Consider the following 16,964-nt stretch of genomic DNA (forward strand, 5'->3'; position numbering starts at 1 on the left):
GCCCGAGGCCGGCGGGCACCGCGCCACCCGTGCCCCCGTCACTCTCGGCCCTGGAGCGTGTCCCATGTCCACCACCCGTGCCGCGCCCGCGTCGTCGGGCCGCGGAGCCGCCCCCGGACGCGGCGGCTCCGGAGCCGACGAGCGGCGGCTCTCCTGGCGTAACCGGCTGTCCCGCTTCGACATGCGCTACATGCCGTACGTGATGATCGCGCCGTTCTTCCTGCTCTTCATCCTCTTCGGGCTCTTCCCGCTGGTCTTCAACGGCGTGGTCGCGCTGCGCAACTACCGACTGGACGACCCGACGCTGCCGTACTGGGCCGGCGTCGAGAACTTCACACGGCTCTTCGGCGACGAGGACTTCTGGAACGCGCTGTACAACACCTTCGGCATCTTCCTGCTCTCGTCGGTGCCCCAGCTGCTGCTCGCCCTGATCGTGGCGTCGCTGCTCAACCGGAGGCTGCGCCTGCAGACCTGGTGGCGGGTCGGCATGCTGCTGCCGTACGTGACCCCGATCGTCGCCTCGTCGATGGTGTTCAGCGTCTTCTTCTCCCGCGACTTCGGCATGGCCAACTGGGTGCTCGGCCTGTTCGGCTACGGCAGCCCAGAGGCCCCGATCGACTGGCGGGCCGACAAGACGCACTCCTGGATCGCCATCGCCACCATGGTGAACTGGAAATGGATCGGCTACAACGCCCTGCTCTACCTGGCCGCCATGCAGTCCATCCCACGTGACGTCTACGAGGCGTCGGCCATCGACGGCGCCGGCCCGTGGCGGCAGCTCTGGCGGATCACCGTGCCGATGATCCAGCCGATCATCGTTTTCACCGTGGTGCTCTCCACCATCGGCGGCCTCCAGCTCTTCACCGAGCCGATGCTGTTCGACCCGAACGCGCAGACCGCCCGGGGCGGACCGAACGGCGAGTGGCAGACCATCGCCCAGCTCATCTACAAGGTCGGCTGGAAGGACCTCAACCTCGGTTACGCCGCCGCGATGTCCTGGGCGCTGTTCCTGATCATCCTGGTCGTCGCCGGCATCAACACGCTGCTGACCAACCGCCTCTCCGGAGGCCGTCGGTGAGCGTGAGGAACGCAGCGAAGCGGAGTACCGCAGTCGCGAACGGAAGGAGACTCGGGTGACCCTCGCCCCGCCGCGCCCCGCCGCCCCGGTGCGGCGCAACCGCCCGGCCCTGCTGGGCCGGGCGCCGCAGGACACCCCGGCCGGGATCGGGACGTACCTGCTGCTCGCCGTCACCATGCTCTTCGCGGCGTTCCCGCTGTACTGGATGTTCGTCATCTCCACCAGCAACGACGAGGCGCTGGCCAAACTGCCGCCCGCGGTGGTCCCCGGCGACCGGTTCATGACCAACGTCGACGAGGTCTTCTCCCTCCAGGACGTCTACTTCGCCGCCTCGCTGGTCAACAGCCTGATCGTCTCCCTCGTGGTGACCGCCTCGGTGCTCTTCTTCTGCTCGCTGGCCGGCTTCGCCTTCGCCAAGCTGCGGTTCGCCGGCCGCAACGCGTTGATGGTCTTCGTGGTCCTCACCCTGACCGTGCCCAACCAGCTCGGCATCGTGGCGCTGTACATCGTGATGGGCAAGCTCGGCTGGAACGGCACCCTGCTCGCCGTCATCGCGCCCGGCCTGGTCACCGCGTTCGGCGTGTTCTACATGCGACAGTTCATCGTCAACTCGGTCCCCGACGAGCTGGTCGAGTCGGCCCGGGTCGACGGGGCTTCCACGATGCGCGTCTACTGGAACATCGTGCTGCCGGCGATCCGGCCGGCCCTGGCCGTGCTCGGCCTGCTCACCTTCGTCGCCACCTGGAACGACTTCCAGTGGCCCCTGATCACGCTGAGCGGAACCGACTACCCCACCTCGATGGTCGCCATCTCCGACCTGGCCAGCGGCAACTACGTGATCTACCGACGGGTGCTGGCCGGCGCTTTCATCGCCACCGTCCCGCTCCTGATCATGCTGTTCATCGGCGGCCGGCAGATCGTCCGCGGCATCATGGATGGCGCGGTGAAGTCGTGACCCACCGGACGTTGCACGAGGGTTGGACGCTGCGGGCCGCGCCGGGCTCGCCGGTGCCGCCGGCACTCGCCGACCGGTCCGTGCCGGCCGCGGTGCCCGGCTGCGTGCACACCGATCTGCTCGCCGCCGGCCTGATCCCCGACCCGTTCCTCGACGCCAACGAGACGGAACTGGGCTGGATCGGACGTACCGACTGGGTCTACGAGACCACCGTCGTGCACCGGCCGGGCGACGACGACCGGGTTGATCTGGTCTGCGCCGGGCTGGACACCGTCGCCACGGTCACGCTCAACGGCGTCGAGGTCGGTCGCACCGAGAACATGCACCGCGGCCACCGCTTCGACGTGACGGCGCTGCTGCGTCCGGGGCCGAACGCGCTCACCGTCCGCTTCGCCTCGGCGTACCGCTACGCCGAGGCGCACCGGGACCTGCTCGGTGACCGGCCGAACGCCTACCCCGAGCCGTTTCCGTTCATCCGGAAGATGGCCTGCAACTTCGGCTGGGACTGGGGCCCGAACCTGGTTACCGCCGGAATCTGGCAGGAGATCGGGCTGCACGCCTGGTCCACCGCCCGGCTCGCCGCCGTCCGTCCCCTGGTGACCGTCACCGACGACCTCGGGCGGGTGGAACTGCACGTCGAGGTCGAGCGGGTGGCCGACGTGCCGCTGACCGTCCGGGCCGCCGTCGCTGGCGCGAGCACCGAGGTGGTCGTCCCGGCGGGGGAGCGCGCCGCCGTGGCGAGCCTGGAGGTCCACAACCCCACGCGGTGGTGGCCCCGGGGGTACGGCGAGCCGGCGCTGCACCAGCTCGACGTCATCCTCTGCGGGGCCGACGGCCGGGAGTTGGACGCCTGGTCCCGCCGGATCGGCTTCCGCACCGTACGCCTCGACACCATCCCCGACGCGTACGGCACCCCGTTCGCCCTGCACGTCAACGACGTGCCGGTCTTCGTCCGGGGCGTCAACTGGATTCCCGACGACCCGTTTCCCAGCCGGATCACCCGCGATCGGCTGGCGCACCGGTTCGCGCAGGCGGCCGGGGCCGGGGTCAACCTGCTGCGGGTCTGGGGCGGCGGCCGGTACGAGTCGGCGGACTTCTACGAGTTGGCCGACGAGCTGGGCCTGCTGGTGCAGCAGGACTTCCTCTTCGCCTGCGCCGCGTACCCGGAGGAGGAGCCGCTGCGTACGGAGGTCGAGGCGGAGGCGCGGGAGCAGGTGACCCGGCTGGCCGCGCACCCGTCGCTGGTGCTCTGGACCGGCAACAACGAGAACATCTGGGGCTGGCACGACTGGGGCTGGCAGGCGCAGTTGGCCGGCCGCACCTGGGGACGGGGCTACTACCTCGACCTGCTGCCCCGCATCGTCGGCGAGCTGGACCCGACCCGCCCGTACTGGCCGGGCAGCCCTTGGTCGGGCGACGACGGCATCCACCCGAACGACCCGGCGCACGGCACCACGCACATCTGGGACGTGTGGAACACCGACGACTACACGAAGTACCGGGAGTACGTCCCCCGTTTCGTCGCCGAGTTCGGCTACCAGGCGCCTCCGGCGTACGCGACGCTGCGCCGGGCGCTGTCCGACGCGCCCCTGGCCCACGACTCGCCCGGCATGGCCCACCACCAGAAGGCCATCGACGGCGACCTGAAGCTCCAGCGAGGGCTCGACGCACACCTGCCCGCCCCGGCGGACTTCGACGACTGGCACTACCTCACCCAGCTCAACCAGGCCCGGGCGATCCAGCTCGGGGTGGAGCACTTCCGCTCCCACCGGGACGTCTGCGCCGGCACCATCGTCTGGCAGCTCAACGACTGCTGGCCGGTGACCTCGTGGTCTGCCGTCGACGGCGACGGCCGGCGCAAGCCGCTGTGGTACGCGCTGCGCCGGGCGTACGCCGACCGGCTGCTCACCGTCCAGCCCCGCGGCGGCGGGCTGGCCCTGGTGGCGGTCAACGAGACCGGGCAACCCTGGCGGGCTTCGGCGACGGTGACCCGGCTGAGCCTGGCCGGCGAGCCGTGCGCCAAGACGGCGTACGAGCTGGACGTCCCCGCGTACGCGGCGGTGGCGCTGGCGTTGCCGGCGGCGCTGGCGTTGCCGGCGGCGCTGGCCGCGCCGGCGGAGGCCCGTCGGGAACTGCTGGTGGCCGAGGCCGGCGACGAGGTGGAGCGGGCGTTCTGGTTCTTCGCCGAGGACCGGGACGTGGACTGGCCGGCGGCGCGCTTCGAGGCGAGCGTCGAGCCGGTCGACGGCGGGCAGCGGGTCCGGGTGACCGCCCGGGCGGCGCTGCGCGACCTGGCCCTCTTTCCGGACCGGCTCGACCCCTCCGCCGAGGTGGACCAGGCGCTGGTCACCCTGCTGCCGGGGGAGTCGACAACCTTCACGGTGACGGCCGGCGTGCCGCTGGATCCGGCGGCGCTGACCAGCCGGCCGGTGCTGCGCTGCGTCAACGACATCGCCGGCAACTAGGGTCCGTGGCCGCCGGCCGGCGGCGGCCGGGCCGCCGGTGCGGGGGCGTCGGCAGGTGGCAGCCGGCGGGCACCGGTGGTGGGCGGGCTCTCAGCCCGTGATGAACGGTGTCCCCTTCGGGACCGTTGCGGCGCCGGCCGGGACGACGGTGATCGGCACCCACTTGCCCACCGGGTCCGCCCTGCGGGCCGTGGTGTAGCTGAGCTCGCCACCGGCGGACGGGATCACCACGTCCTTGTTCAGGTTGAGCAACTGACCGCGTACGTCGGCGGCGGACAGTTTGCTCCGCTTCGCCAACCGGATCGCCGTCACCGCGGTCGCCATGGCGTCGTGGTGAGTGAGGGCGTAGCCGTCGAGGAGCGCGCTCTCGTCGTCGAACCTCGCTGCGCGGAACGTGTCCACGAACGCCGCAAGGCCCTTGGGTACCGGCACTGTCGCGTCGTCGGTGAACCAGGAAGGGTGCACCGACGCGGCGGTGACGATGGTTATCCGGGTCTGCGCCATCCGCGCGGCCGTCTCGGGGGAGACGGTCAGGCCGGTGGCGCCCACCAGGATGGTCAGTGGCTTCTGGGTGAAGCACTGCCGGCTCGCCAGCGTGTTGACGAAGTCGTTCAGGTCGAGGGCGCGGCCGGCGTACAGGACCATGTCGGGCTGTGGATTGGTGCACACGCTCACCGCGATCGGTTCGAGGAAGCGGGCACGTTGGCCCGGATCCCCGGCACCGACGAAGGACCGCTCGTAGGGCAGCAGGTACTCCTTGAGGAGCCTGCGGTACGCCGCGAGGAGGCTCCGGACGTACAGGTCCGGCTCCGACTCGTCGAAGACCACCATGCCCCTGCGGAGATCCCCGCGGTTCTGGAGGTAGGCCTTCAGCGCCAGGACGTAGTCGCTGTCGCTCGGCGAGGCACGGACGAACCCCTCGATGTCACGGAAGTCGTCGGCGGTGGCGACACCGGCGATCATGGGTAGTTCGGACCGGGAAGCCGCGAGGTGCCGGGCGGCGTCCCGGGTCGCCGCGATGCTCGTGCCCATGCCGATGACGGCGACCAGCGGGTTCTCGTCCTCCGCCAGCCGCTCCAGTTCGCGCACCACCCGGCGCCACTGTTCCTGCCGGCTTCCCACGTTGGCCAGGACCAGCTCGATCAGGGGCGGGTCGTTCGTGCCGGCGCTGCCGTTGGCGCGCACCTGGGCGACGTACGCGCCCTGCACCGCGTGCCGGACCTGCGCCTTCGACATGAAGCTCTTCCCGGTGGCGGTCATCGGCGACAGCAGCGCCACCCGCACGTACGGCTGGTTCTCGGCGGCCGACTTCTTGCGAACGATCTCGTTCTGCTGTCTGATTTTCTGCTGGACGTCGCCGAGGCCCTCGAAGGTGTGCGCGCCGACGTCGGTCAGCACTCCGACACACTCGCCGCCCACCCGGGTCAGGCCGGATCGCAGGCTGCCGCACGAGTTGACCAGGACATTGACGGCCAGGGCCGACGCGGCGACCAGACCGGCCACCGCCGCCGTGGCCGCGGCCAACCGGAGCACCCGTCGTGACCGGGGCACCCGGGGTGCGAAGAAGTCCGGGGGAACGCCCGCCACCGGGCTGACGTCGGCCGTGTCCCTCACCGCCACTGGTCCGCCCATCCCTTGTGTCGGTTGGCCTCGGCGACCAGCAGCGACTGGTCGTCGGGAAAGTGCAGGGCCAGCGCCCGGTAGTCGCGCTTCAGCCCGTCGTGCAGGTCGGCCCGGAGCCGGCCGGTGAACGGGTCCGCGGCGAGCCGCAGACCGACGACCAGCCGGGTCACCCGGCCGAGCCGGCTCTCCGGGTCGGCGCCGGTCGACCGGGCGAGGCGGTGCGCCTCCTGCGTGGGTGGCGCGGTGTGCGGCCGATGGGTGGGGGCCCGCGTGACGGCCCGCAGCATGGCCAGCCAGTCGGCGGCTGGCACCGCCCCGACCCCGGTGGCGAACTGGTCGCTGACCTCTTCGAGCTGGTCGAGGGCCAACGCGTGGTACAACTCGCCGGCCCGGTCGCCGCGTGCCCGGCACTGGTCCCGTAGGAGCGCGTGTACCCAGTTCCAGCCATCCCCGCCGTCCGGGTCGCGGGCGGCGAGCCGCCGCAGCAGCAGCCGGCGCAACGGCGGCGGGTCGGCGTCGGGAGAGGCCGACCGCAGACTGTCGAACATGAGCCCGAGCCGGCCCGCGTACCCGTCGCCGGTGAGCAGCCCGCTCCGCACCGCCAACGTGGTCGCCTGCTCGACGGTCCGGGCGGCGGCGCAGGTGGTCAGGGTCTCCATCTCGTCGACCGGAAGTGGGTCGGCGTCCGGGACGCCGAGCAGGTGCCGGATGAGCCGCTCCTCGACGGTGAACTGCCTCCGGTCGGTGTCATCGGCCGGCGTGGGTTCCAGCCGGGCCAGCGCGAGGGCCAGTTCCTCACCGCCCTCGGGCCACGACGACACCTCGTGGGCCGCCGCCAGGAGCATGCTCACCACCAACGGGTTTCCCTGGCCGAGTTGCTGGATCTGCCGGGGTAGCCGGGGCTCCAGATCCGGGTGTTCCCGCGCCATCCGGTGCACGACGTCGGCGTCGGTGAGAGCGGGCAGCGGGTAGCGGACCCAGCGGGGCCGGGGCTGGTCGGCGTCCCGGCCGGAGGTCAGCGACTCCTCGGCTGCCAGCAGGCGTTGCTGCGCCTCGGGCAGGTGGCCCAGGAAGGGGGCCCGGCTGGTCGCCACCACCGCCAGCGGCTCGTTCTGGGCCGTCTCGCGTCCACGTGCCAGCTCGATCAGGAAGTGCCGTCCGAGTCGGGTGTCGGCGTTGTCGATCAGCACCACGCAGCGCGGCATCCAGGGCCGGCGCAGTCGTCGGCCGAGGCCGGCGGTCAGGTCGGCGCGGAACGCCGCCCAGAGCAGTTCGTCACGCTGGCGGGCGTTGTTGGCCTCACCCGGCCGGCGGTGCCACCGGTTCAGGTCGATCAGCGTCTCGACCGGTGGGCGGGGGTGCGGAGCGCCCTGCGTGCCGTACCACTTCTGCGCCCGGCCGAGCACGAACCTGCTGCTCCACGCTCCGGACGCGAGCCGGTGGATGACCGAGGCCAGCAACCGGGTGGACAGGTGTACCGGCGTCTGCATGCCGGCCGGCAGGACGGCGGGCAGGTCCCCGGCACCCTCCCTGAGCGTGGTGACCAGCCGGTCGACGCCGCGGTGCTCGCGCAGCAGCGCATTGATCTGCTGTCGGGCCCGGTCGCGGTCCCGCAGGTCCAGGGTGTCGTCGTCCATCACCAGCTTCCCGACGGCGAGCCGGGGGAAGTGCAGGGTGCCGTAGAGCGGGCACGGCCGGCCGAGGTGGAAGGCGAGGGCGTACAGCACCTCCGGGGTTCCCGTCCGGCCGTCCGCCTCCAGGTCGATGTGCGCGTACGGCACCCGGCCGTCGAGGAGGCCGGCGAGGCCGGTCAACAGGGCGGTCTTGCCGCTGCCCCGGTCACCCTCGAAGATCAGCACCGGCGGGGGCGCGGTGTCCTGCCCGCGGGTCATCACCTCGCGTACCAGTTCCACGGCGTGGCGGCGGTGGTGGATGGTCATCGAGCCTCCCCCGCGGCGGTCGGACCCCTGTCCAGTCCGCTCATGGTCGAGCCCGGCCGGCGGCCCGGTCAATACGTGATCGTCGTCGATCCGTGACCGAATGCCGACAGCTGCGGGCGCGTTCCCACGCGGCCGTCGAGAGATCCGTCCAGCCTCCAGCCGGCCGGCGGGGCCCCGGTCAGTCCGGCACCCGGCGGTACGCGCCGTCGCTGGCCGAGGTCGCCATCGAGGCGTACGCGCGCAGCGCCGCCGACACCGGGCGCTGCCGGTCCACCGGCGTGTACGGCCGGTCCCGCTTCTCCTGGGCGATCCGGCGGGCCTCCAGCACGTCGGCCGGCACGTCCAGCTCGATCGTCCGGCCCGGGATGTCGATGACGATCTCGTCGCCCTCCTCGACCAGGGCGATCAGCCCACCGGAGGCCGCCTCGGGGGAGACGTGGCCGATGGACAGGCCCGACGTGCCGCCGGAGAAACGCCCGTCGGTGAGCAGCGCGCAGGCCCGGCCCAGCCCGCGGCCCTTGAGGAACGAGGTGGGGTAGAGCATCTCCTGCATGCCGGGGCCGCCCTTCGGCCCCTCGTACCGGATCACCACGACGTCGCCGGCGACGACCTCCTTGGCCAGGATGGCCGACACCGCGTCGTCCTGGGACTCGTAGACCTTGGCCGGGCCGCGGAAGGTCAGGCACTCCTCGGGCACCCCGGCGGTCTTCACCACGCAGCCCTGCGGGGCCAGGTTGCCGTGCAGGATGGCCAGCCCGCCGTCGGCGCTGTAGGCGTGCTCGCGGTCCCGGATGCAGCCCTCCGCGGCGTCGGTGTCCAGCGACGACCAGCGGTTGGTGGTGGAGAACGGCTCGGTGGTGCGCACCCCGCCCGGGGCGGCGTGGAACAACTCCACCGCCTCCGGTCGCGGCGAGCCGCCGCGCACGTCCCAGTCCGCCAGCCACTGGGAGAGGCCGGCGGAGTGCACGGCGTGCACGTCCCGGTGGAGCAGACCGGCCCGGTCCAGCTCGCCGAGGATGGCGGGGACGCCGCCGGCCCGGTGCACGTCCTCCATGTGGTAGTTGGGCGAGTTCGGCGCGACCTTGGCCAGGCAGGGCACCCGGCGGCTGACGGCGTCGATGTCGGCAACGTCGAAGTCCAGCTCGGCCTCGCGGGCGGCGGCGAGCAGGTGCAGGATCGTGTTGGTCGACCCGCCCATCGCCACGTCCAGGGCGACCGCGTTCTCGAAGGCCGCGCGGTTGGCGATCGACCGGGGCAGCACGGAGGCGTCGTCGTGGTCGTACCAGCGCTTGGCGATCTCCACGGCGGTGCGGCCGGCCTCGACGAAGAGCGACCGGCGCGCGGCGTGGGTGGCCAGGGTCGAGCCGTTGCCCGGCAGGGCGAGGCCGATCGCCTCGGTCAGGCAGTTCATCGAGTTGGCGGTGAACATGCCGGAGCAGGAGCCGCAGGTCGGGCAGGCGGAGCGTTCGATCTCACCGAGCTGGTCGTCGGTGACCGCCTCGTTCGAGGAGGCGATCATCGCGTCGATCAGGTCGATCTTGGAGTGCACCACGCCCTCGATCGCCACCGTCTTGCCGGCCTCCATCGGGCCGCCGGAGACGAAGACGGTGGGGATGTTCAGCCGCAGCGCGGCCAGCAGCATGCCCGGGGTGATCTTGTCGCAGTTGGAGATGCAGACCAGGACGTCCGCGCAGTGCGCGTTGACCATGTACTCCACCGCGTCGGCGATCAACTCGCGGCTGGGCAGCGAGTAGAGCATGCCGCCGTGACCCATCGCGATGCCGTCGTCGACCGCGATGGTGTTGAACTCCCGGCCCACCCCGCCGGCCTCGGCCACCGCGTCGGCGACCAGGCCGCCGAGGTCCTTGAGGTGTACGTGACCGGGCACGAACTGGGTGAAGCTGTTGGCGATGGCGACGATCGGCTTGCCGAAGTCGTCGTCGGTCATCCCGGTGGCCCGCCACAGGGCCCGGGCGCCGGCCATCGTCCGACCGTGGGTGGAGGTCCTCGACCGCAGCTCAGGCATGCGTACCAGTGTGGCACCGCGACGGCGGCACCCCCAGCGGGTCGGGCCGTGTCCCAACAGATGCACACCCGGTGCCCCACGGAACGCCCTCATCCGGCACAGTTGAGGTCGTGCGTTTACCCCCGGGCATGATCGCGGTCGCGATCCTGAGCGCCCTGGTCGCCGTGACGGCCACCGCACTGCTCGCCGGGTCGACGGGGCGGCGGCGACGATTCTGCCCGCGCCGGCGGGCGTACGTGCTGCTCGCGGCGGCGGCGGCGATCGCGCTGGTCGGTCTGCTGGCCGGGCTGGCCGTGGCGTACGCCTCTCCGCACCTCGGGCACCGGCCGGGGCGTCTCGTCGGCTGGCCGCTGCTGGTCTCGGTGCTCGTCGCGTCGAGCGGGCTGGTCGCCGCCGTCGGGCTGCTCCGCCTGCCCGGCGTGGTGGTGAGCCGGGCGGCCACCGCCCGGCTGCTGCTCGACGCGCTGATCATGGCGACCGCGCTCTGGTTCGTCGGCTGGGTGATCTTCTCCGAGCCGACCCGGCTGCTCGGCGACGCCACCCCGGTGGCCTGTCCGGCGATCCTGCTCGCCTCGGCCAACGCCGCGCTGACCGCCGGGTTGGCCCTGATCGTGGTGCTCCGCGCCGGTGCGCCCCGCGCACGCATCGCGGCCCTCGGCGTGGGTGTCACCGCCACCGCCTCCGGCGGGCTCGGCGTCGTCGCCGGGGTGTGCCAGACCGGCACCGGCGTGGCCCTGGCCGGGGCGGTGCCGCTCGCCCTCGGTCTGCTCACCGTCGCGCTCGCCGTGCTCCGGGTCGATCCGCCGGGGCAGGTCGAGGTCGACCTGATCCGCCGGGACGGCGAGTACGCCTTCGTTCCGATGTTCGCGATGGCCGCCTCGGCGATGTACCACCTCGTGCAGGGCGGCCACTTCGACGCGCTCGCCGTCGTGGCCGGCAGCGTCGAGGGCTTCGCGCTGGTCGCCCGGCAGTACCTGACCCTCAACGACATGCGCGGGTACGCCGACCGGCTGGCCGAACGCGAGGCACACTTCCGGGAGCTGGCCCACACCGATCCGCTGACCGGCCTGGCCAACCGTCGCGGCCTCCTGCGTGAGCTGCAACGCTGGGGCGACCAGGGCCTCGAACGCGTACTGCTCGGCCTCGACCTGGACGGGTTCAAGAACGTCAACGACATGCGCGGGCACGACGTGGGCGATCTGGTGCTGGCCGAGGTGGGGCGGCGGCTGCGGGCCAACCTTCGCCCCGGCGACCTGGCCGCCCGGCTCGGCGGCGACGAGTTCGCGGTGCTGATGCGGGGCCGCCCCGCCGAGGCCCACGCGGTCGCCGAGCGGCTGCTCGGGGTGCTGGGGCGGGCGTACGAACAGCCGGACGGGCCGGTGTTCCTCTCGGTGAGCATCGGGGTGGCCGGCCAGTCCGGCGAGCCCGACCAGGCAGCCCTGCTGCGCCACGCCGACCTCGCGTTGCGCTACGCCAAGCAGCGCGGCAAGAACCGGATCGAGCGCTACGACGGCGCGCACGACCAGCAGATGCTGCGGCGTACCCGGGTGGAGCACGAGCTGCGCGGCGCGATCGAGCGCGACGAGCTGCGCCTGGTGTTCCAGCCGGTCGCCTCGCTGCCCTCGGTGCGGCCCGTGGGAGCCGAGGCCCTGCTGCGCTGGCGCCACCCGGAGCTGGGCAGCGTCCGCCCGGACGAGTTCATCCCGCTGGCGGAGGAGTGCGGGATGATCGCCAAACTCGGCGCCTGGGTGCTGCACCAGGCATGCTGGCAGCTGTCTCGCTGGCTCGCCGACGGGCACGACGTCTGGGTTTCGGTGAACGTCTCGCCGCGCGAGCTGCACGCCCCGGAGTACGTCGTCCAGGTGGCCGAGGCGCTGCGCGCCCACCACGTGCCGCCGCAGCGGCTGGTGCTGGAGGTCACCGAGCACGCCGTCGCCACCGACCTCGACGAGCTGATCCGGCGGCTGACCGCGCTGCGGCGCACCGGGGTGCGGATCGCGCTGGACGACTTCGGGGCCGGCTACTCGTCGTTGGGGCAGCTGCGTCGGCTGCCGATCGACATCCTCAAGATCGACCACAGTCTGGTCGCCGAGCACGAGCCGGTCCGCCCGGTGGACCGGGATGGCCCGGCCTTCGCCCCGATGGTCGACATCGTCATGCGGCTCGGCCACCAGCTCGGCCTGGAGGTGATCGCCGAGGGTGTGACGTGTCCGACGGAGTTGGCCGCGGTGGTGGCCGCCGGCTGCCGGTTCGGTCAGGGGGCGCTCTTCGGGTGGGGGGTGCCGGCGGAGCACCTGGAGGCGATGCTGGAGGCGGCGACCTCGCCGGGCGCGCGCCCCGGGTCGGTGCTGCCGGTCGGGTCGACGCTGCCGGCGTCGCGGGCCGGGTCGCCCGTGCCGGCGCGGACGGCTCCGTCACCGCTGCCGCCCCGGCTGCGTCGGGACTCTCTGGCACCGGCACCGGCACCGGCACCGGCGCCGCAGGCGCCCGCGCCGCGCCGGCCGGAGGAGGGATCCACGCAGGTGGGGCCACTCGCAGAACCTCGAACGGGGGATGGTGCCCCCCGTTCGTGAACCAACATGTGGGATCAGTTGACTCAGCGGCTGAGATGCGTCAGGCTGGTCCCCATGTCGTCGATCCGGTCGCTGCGAGTACTTACCTGAGCGCACTCTCCCGTCGAGAGTGCGCTGGCCCCGTGCGTCTGCACGAGGGCCGTTTTTATTGCCGTCGGACCCTGTCGGGGCGGTCGACGCCCCCGTAGCACCTGTCGAAGAAGCTCCACCCACTCCAGCCGAAGGCCTGAACCGCCATGACGAGACCCACGCCAGAGACACTCGCCAACTCCGCCCGTCGGGCGCGTACGGTCACCGAGCCGAGCGGCGACGCCGACCACACCTCCGCGCCGCGCTCCGGCGCCGTTCCGGCCGCCCAGGCCGTACGGCAGCCCGCGTCGGCCCAGGTTTCCGGCGCCGGCTCGCTCGTGCGGTCCCTCGAGGCGCTCGACGTCGACGTCGTCTTCGGCATTCCCGGCGGGGCGATCCTGCCCGCCTACGACCCGCTGTACGACTCCACGGTCCGGCACATCCTGGTCCGCCACGAGCAGGGCGCCGGTCACGCCGCCACCGGGTACGCGCAGGCCACCGGGCGGGTCGGTGTCTGCATCGCTACCTCCGGGCCGGGCGCGACCAACCTGGTCACCCCGATCGCCGACGCGTACATGGACTCGGTGCCGATCGTCGCGATCACCGGCCAGGTCGCCCGCCCGTCGATCGGCACGGACGCCTTCCAGGAGGCGGACATCCAGGGCATCACCCTGCCGATCACCAAGCACAACTTCCTGGTGCAGACCCCGGAGGAGATCCCGCGGGTGCTGGCCGAGGCGTTCCACCTGGCCTCCACCGGCCGGCCCGGGCCGGTGCTGGTCGACATTCCCAAGGACGTCCTCCAGGCGTCGACCACCTTCAGTTGGCCGCCCACCCTCGACCTGCCCGGCTACCGGCCGACCCTGCACCCGCACGGCAAGCAGATCCGCGAGGCCGCCCGGCTGATGGCCGCCGCCCGCCGCCCGGTCCTCTACGTCGGCGGAGGCGTGCTCAAGGCCGGCGCCACCGAGGGGCTACGCCGGCTCGCCGAGCTGACCAACATTCCGGTGGTGACCACGCTGATGGCGCTGGGCGCGTTCCCCGACTCGCACCGCCAGCACCTGGGCATGCCCGGCATGCACGGCACCGTCGCCGCGGTCTACGGCCTGCAGAAGGCCGACCTGATCGTGGCGCTCGGCGCCCGCTTCGACGACCGGGTGACCGGCCAGCTGGACTCGTTTGCCCCGGACGCCACCGTGGTGCACGCCGACATCGACCCGGCGGAGATCGGCAAGAACCGGCACGCCGACGTGCCGATCGTCGGTGACGCCCGGCACGTCATCGACGAGCTGGTCACGGCGGTCACCACCGAGCAGAAGGCCGGCCAGCGGGCCGACCTCGCCGACTGGTGGACCCAACTGGACGACCTGCGCGAGCGGTACCCGCTGGGCTACGAGGAGCCTTCCGACGGCACCCTCTCCCCGCAGTACGTGATCAAGCGGTTGGGTGAGATCGCCGGCCCGGACGCCATCTACGTCGCGGGCGTCGGCCAGCACCAGATGTGGGCCAGCCAGTTCATCTCGTACGAGAAGCCGGGCACCTGGCTCAACTCCGGCGGCCTCGGCACCATGGGGTACGCCGTCCCGGCGGCGATGGGCGCCAAGGTGGGGCGACCCGACGCGGTGGTCTGGGCGGTGGATGGCGACGGCTGCTTCCAGATGACCAACCAGGAGCTGGCCACCTGCGCGCTGGAGAACATCCCGGTCAAGATCGCAGTGATCAACAACGGGAATCTCGGTATGGTCCGGCAGTGGCAGACCCTGTTCTACGGCGAGCGCTACTCCAACACCGAGCTGGGCACCCACAAGCACCGCATCCCGGACTTCCTCAAGCTGGCCGAGGCGCTCGGCTGCGTGGGCCTGCGCTGCGAGAACGCCGACGACGTCGACAAGACCATCGAGGCGGCGATGGCGATCAACGACGCACCGGTGGTGGTCGACTTCGTGGTCGGCAAGGACGCGATGGTCTGGCCGATGGTGGCCGCCGGCACCAGCAACGACGAGATCATGTTCGCCCGTGGCGTCCGCCCGGCCTTCGACGAGGACGAGGTCTGATCATGGCCGATCGCACCGAGCGCGGCGAGGGCCGTGAGGCCATGATGAGGAAGGCAATGATCATGGCCGATCGCACCGAGCGCGGCGAGGGCCGTGAGGCCATGATGAGGAAGGCAATGATCATGGCCGATCGCACCGAGCGCGGCGAGGGCCGTGAGGCCATGATGAGGAAGGCGCAGTCATGACCATGCACACGCTCTCGGTGTTGGTGGAGAACAAGCCAGGTGTCCTGGCCCGGGTCTCCGGCCTGTTCTCCCGGCGCGGCTTCAACATCGACAGTCTCGCCGTGGGTGAGACCGAGAACCCGGACGTCTCCCGGATCACCATCGTGGTCAACGCCGAGTCGTCCCCGCTGGAGCAGGTGACCAAGCAGCTCAACAAGCTGGTCAACGTACTCAAGATCGTCGAGCTGGATCCGCAGGTCTCGGTGGCCCGGGAGTTGCTGCTGGTCAAGGTCCGCGCGGACCGGAACTCCCGCGGGCAGGTGTTGGAGACGGTCAACCTGTTCCGCGCCAGGGTGATCGACGTCGCACCGGACACGCTGACCATCGAGGCCACCGGCACCCCCGACAAGCTGGACGCGATGCTGCGCGACCTGGAGCCGTTCGGCATCAAGGAGATGGTCCAGTCCGGCACGGTGGCGATCGGGCGCGGCTCGCGCTCCATCACCGCCGGCCCCGCGCTGCGCGCCGCCTGATCCGCCCGCACAAGTCCACGACGGCCGACCCGGACCGCCGTACGAAAGGGAAGTCAATGAGCGTTGAGGTGTACTACGACGACGATGCCGACCTGGGCCTGGTCCAGGGCCGCAAGGTCGCGGTGATCGGGTACGGCAGCCAGGGCCACGCCCACGCGCTGTCGCTGCGCGACTCCGGCGTCGACGTGGTGATCGGTCTGCCGGCCGGCTCCAAGAGTCGCCCCAAGGCCGAGGAGCAGGGCCTGCGCGTGCTCACGCCGGCCGAGGCGGCGGCCGAGGCCGACGTCATCATGATCCTGGCGCCGGACACCGCGCAGCGGGCGCTCTACGCCGACGCGATCGCGCCGAACCTGGCCCCGGGCAAGGCGCTCTTCTTCGGCCACGGTTTCAACATCCGGTACGGCCTGATCACCCCGCCGGCCGACGTGGACGTGGCGATGGTCGCGCCGAAGGGCCCCGGCCACCTGGTCCGCCGCCAGTACGTCGACGGCAAGGGCGTGCCCTGCCTGATCGCCGTCGAGCAGGACGCCAGCGGCACCGCCTTCCAGCTGGCCCTGTCGTACGCCAAGGGCATCGGTGGCACCCGGGCCGGAGCGATCCGGACGACCTTCAAGGAGGAGACCGAGACCGACCTCTTCGGCGAGCAGGCGGTGCTCTGCGGTGGTGCGGCGGCGCTGGTGCAGACCGGTTTCGAGGTGCTCACCGAGGCCGGCTACGCGCCCGAGGTGGCCTACTTCGAGTGCCTGCACGAGCTGAAGCTCATTGTCGACCTCATGTACGAGGGCGGTATCGCCCGGATGCGCTACAGCGTCTCCGACACCGCCGAGTACGGCGACCTGTCCCGTGGCCCCCGCGTCGTCGACGCGCGGGTCAAGGAGGAGATGCGCAAGATCCTCGGCGAGATCCAGTCCGGCGAGTTCGCCCGTGAGTGGGTGGCCGAGGACGAGGCCGGCCGGCCGAACTTCGCCAAGTGGCGGGCCGAGGGCGCGGCGCACCCGATCGAGGAGACCGGCCAGAAGCTGCGTTCGATGATGAGCTGGGTCGACCGCCCGATCACCGAGACGGCCTGACGCCGGCGCCCACGCGGCCCGCGACCCGACGCTCCTCCCGGCGTCGGGTCGCGGGCCGCCGCCGCGTGTGTCCCCGTGCGTGTGTGTCGCCGCGCGTCTGTTCCCGTGCGTGTGTCGCCGCGCGCCTGTTCCCGCGCGATTGTCCCGTGCGTGATCGGCTCCGGGTGCGCCAACTTGTGCTGTCAATCGGCCGGCTCACCGCGGATTGCGGCATCTGGAGTGGATCACGCCGGCTCTGTGCCGGCTTCTCACCTACTGGGAGCGGGTGACCAGGGCCTCGGTCCCTCGGGCGGTCCCTCGGGCGGTCCCTCGGGCGGTCCCTCGGGAGTCTGCCGGGTCGTTTCCCCGAGGTGGTCCGCCTGGGGTGGTCTGTCGGGTCGGTTCTCTCTGGGGGTGGTCGGCCTGGGGCTGGGC

11 protein-coding genes are annotated in these 16,964 nt (G+C 71.9%); 8 read left to right on the forward strand and 3 right to left on the reverse strand.

All coding sequences use genetic code 11. The features are described 5' to 3' along the window. Positions 1–64: 64 nt before the first annotated feature. From E1193_RS21425 to E1193_RS21435, 3 genes are read left to right on the forward strand one after another with little or no spacing between them, the layout of a single operon-like run. Positions 65–1,078: a sugar ABC transporter permease gene (locus E1193_RS21425; RefSeq protein ID WP_132184982.1), complete on the forward strand. Its 1,014-nt coding sequence runs from the start codon at positions 65–67 to the stop codon at positions 1,076–1,078. 55 nt (positions 1,079–1,133) lie between these two features. Then, complete coding sequence (locus tag E1193_RS21430) at positions 1,134–2,033, forward strand: carbohydrate ABC transporter permease (RefSeq protein ID WP_243707818.1); 900 nt, start codon at positions 1,134–1,136, stop codon at positions 2,031–2,033. Continuing rightward, positions 2,030–4,498 (forward strand): glycoside hydrolase family 2 protein, encoded by a 2,469-nt coding sequence (locus E1193_RS21435; RefSeq protein ID WP_132184983.1) that lies wholly within the window; start codon positions 2,030–2,032, stop codon positions 4,496–4,498. The genes E1193_RS21430 and E1193_RS21435 overlap by 4 nt, the downstream gene beginning before the upstream one ends. A gap of 90 nt (positions 4,499–4,588) precedes the next feature. On the opposite strand, the gene E1193_RS21440 is transcribed toward E1193_RS21435, so the two are convergent. The 3 genes from E1193_RS21440 to ilvD all read right to left on the reverse strand — a co-directional run bounded on the left by E1193_RS21440 (position 4,589) and on the right by ilvD (position 10,087). Further along, positions 4,589–6,112 (reverse strand): ABC transporter substrate-binding protein, encoded by a 1,524-nt coding sequence (locus E1193_RS21440; RefSeq protein ID WP_132184984.1) that lies wholly within the window; start codon positions 6,110–6,112, stop codon positions 4,589–4,591. Then, positions 6,109–8,061, reverse strand: coding sequence for a hypothetical protein (locus E1193_RS21445; RefSeq protein ID WP_132184985.1), 1,953 nt, complete (start codon positions 8,059–8,061; stop codon positions 6,109–6,111). Before E1193_RS21445 ends, E1193_RS21440 begins: the two co-directional genes overlap by 4 nt. A gap of 178 nt (positions 8,062–8,239) precedes the next feature. Beyond that, positions 8,240–10,087: a dihydroxy-acid dehydratase gene (gene ilvD, locus E1193_RS21450; protein ID WP_132184986.1), complete on the reverse strand. Its 1,848-nt coding sequence runs from the start codon at positions 10,085–10,087 to the stop codon at positions 8,240–8,242. A 110-nt stretch (positions 10,088–10,197) separates the two neighbouring features. Here ilvD and E1193_RS21455 point away from each other — a divergent pair, with 110 nt between their 5' ends. The 5 genes from E1193_RS21455 to ilvC all read left to right on the forward strand — a co-directional run bounded on the left by E1193_RS21455 (position 10,198) and on the right by ilvC (position 16,550). After that, on the forward strand, positions 10,198–12,660 hold the full coding sequence (locus E1193_RS21455) for a bifunctional diguanylate cyclase/phosphodiesterase (protein ID WP_165945795.1): 2,463 nt from the start codon (positions 10,198–10,200) through the stop codon (positions 12,658–12,660). A gap of 236 nt (positions 12,661–12,896) precedes the next feature. Then, a complete protein-coding gene (locus E1193_RS21460; protein WP_132184987.1) occupies positions 12,897–14,783 on the forward strand; it encodes an acetolactate synthase large subunit in 1,887 nt (628 codons plus the stop codon). A 2-nt stretch (positions 14,784–14,785) separates the two neighbouring features. Continuing rightward, positions 14,786–14,968 (forward strand): hypothetical protein, encoded by a 183-nt coding sequence (locus E1193_RS21465; protein WP_132184988.1) that lies wholly within the window; start codon positions 14,786–14,788, stop codon positions 14,966–14,968. Continuing rightward, a complete protein-coding gene (gene ilvN, locus E1193_RS21470; RefSeq protein WP_132184989.1) occupies positions 14,965–15,480 on the forward strand; it encodes an acetolactate synthase small subunit in 516 nt (171 codons plus the stop codon). The genes E1193_RS21465 and ilvN overlap by 4 nt, the downstream gene beginning before the upstream one ends. 56 nt (positions 15,481–15,536) lie before the next feature. Further along, a complete protein-coding gene (gene ilvC / locus E1193_RS21475) occupies positions 15,537–16,550 on the forward strand; it encodes a ketol-acid reductoisomerase (RefSeq protein ID WP_132184990.1) in 1,014 nt (337 codons plus the stop codon). Positions 16,551–16,964: the final 414 nt, after the last annotated feature.

Origin of the sequence: Micromonospora sp. KC606 (assembly GCF_004348675.1) — a bacterium.
Classification (GTDB): domain Bacteria; phylum Actinomycetota; class Actinomycetes; order Mycobacteriales; family Micromonosporaceae; genus Micromonospora.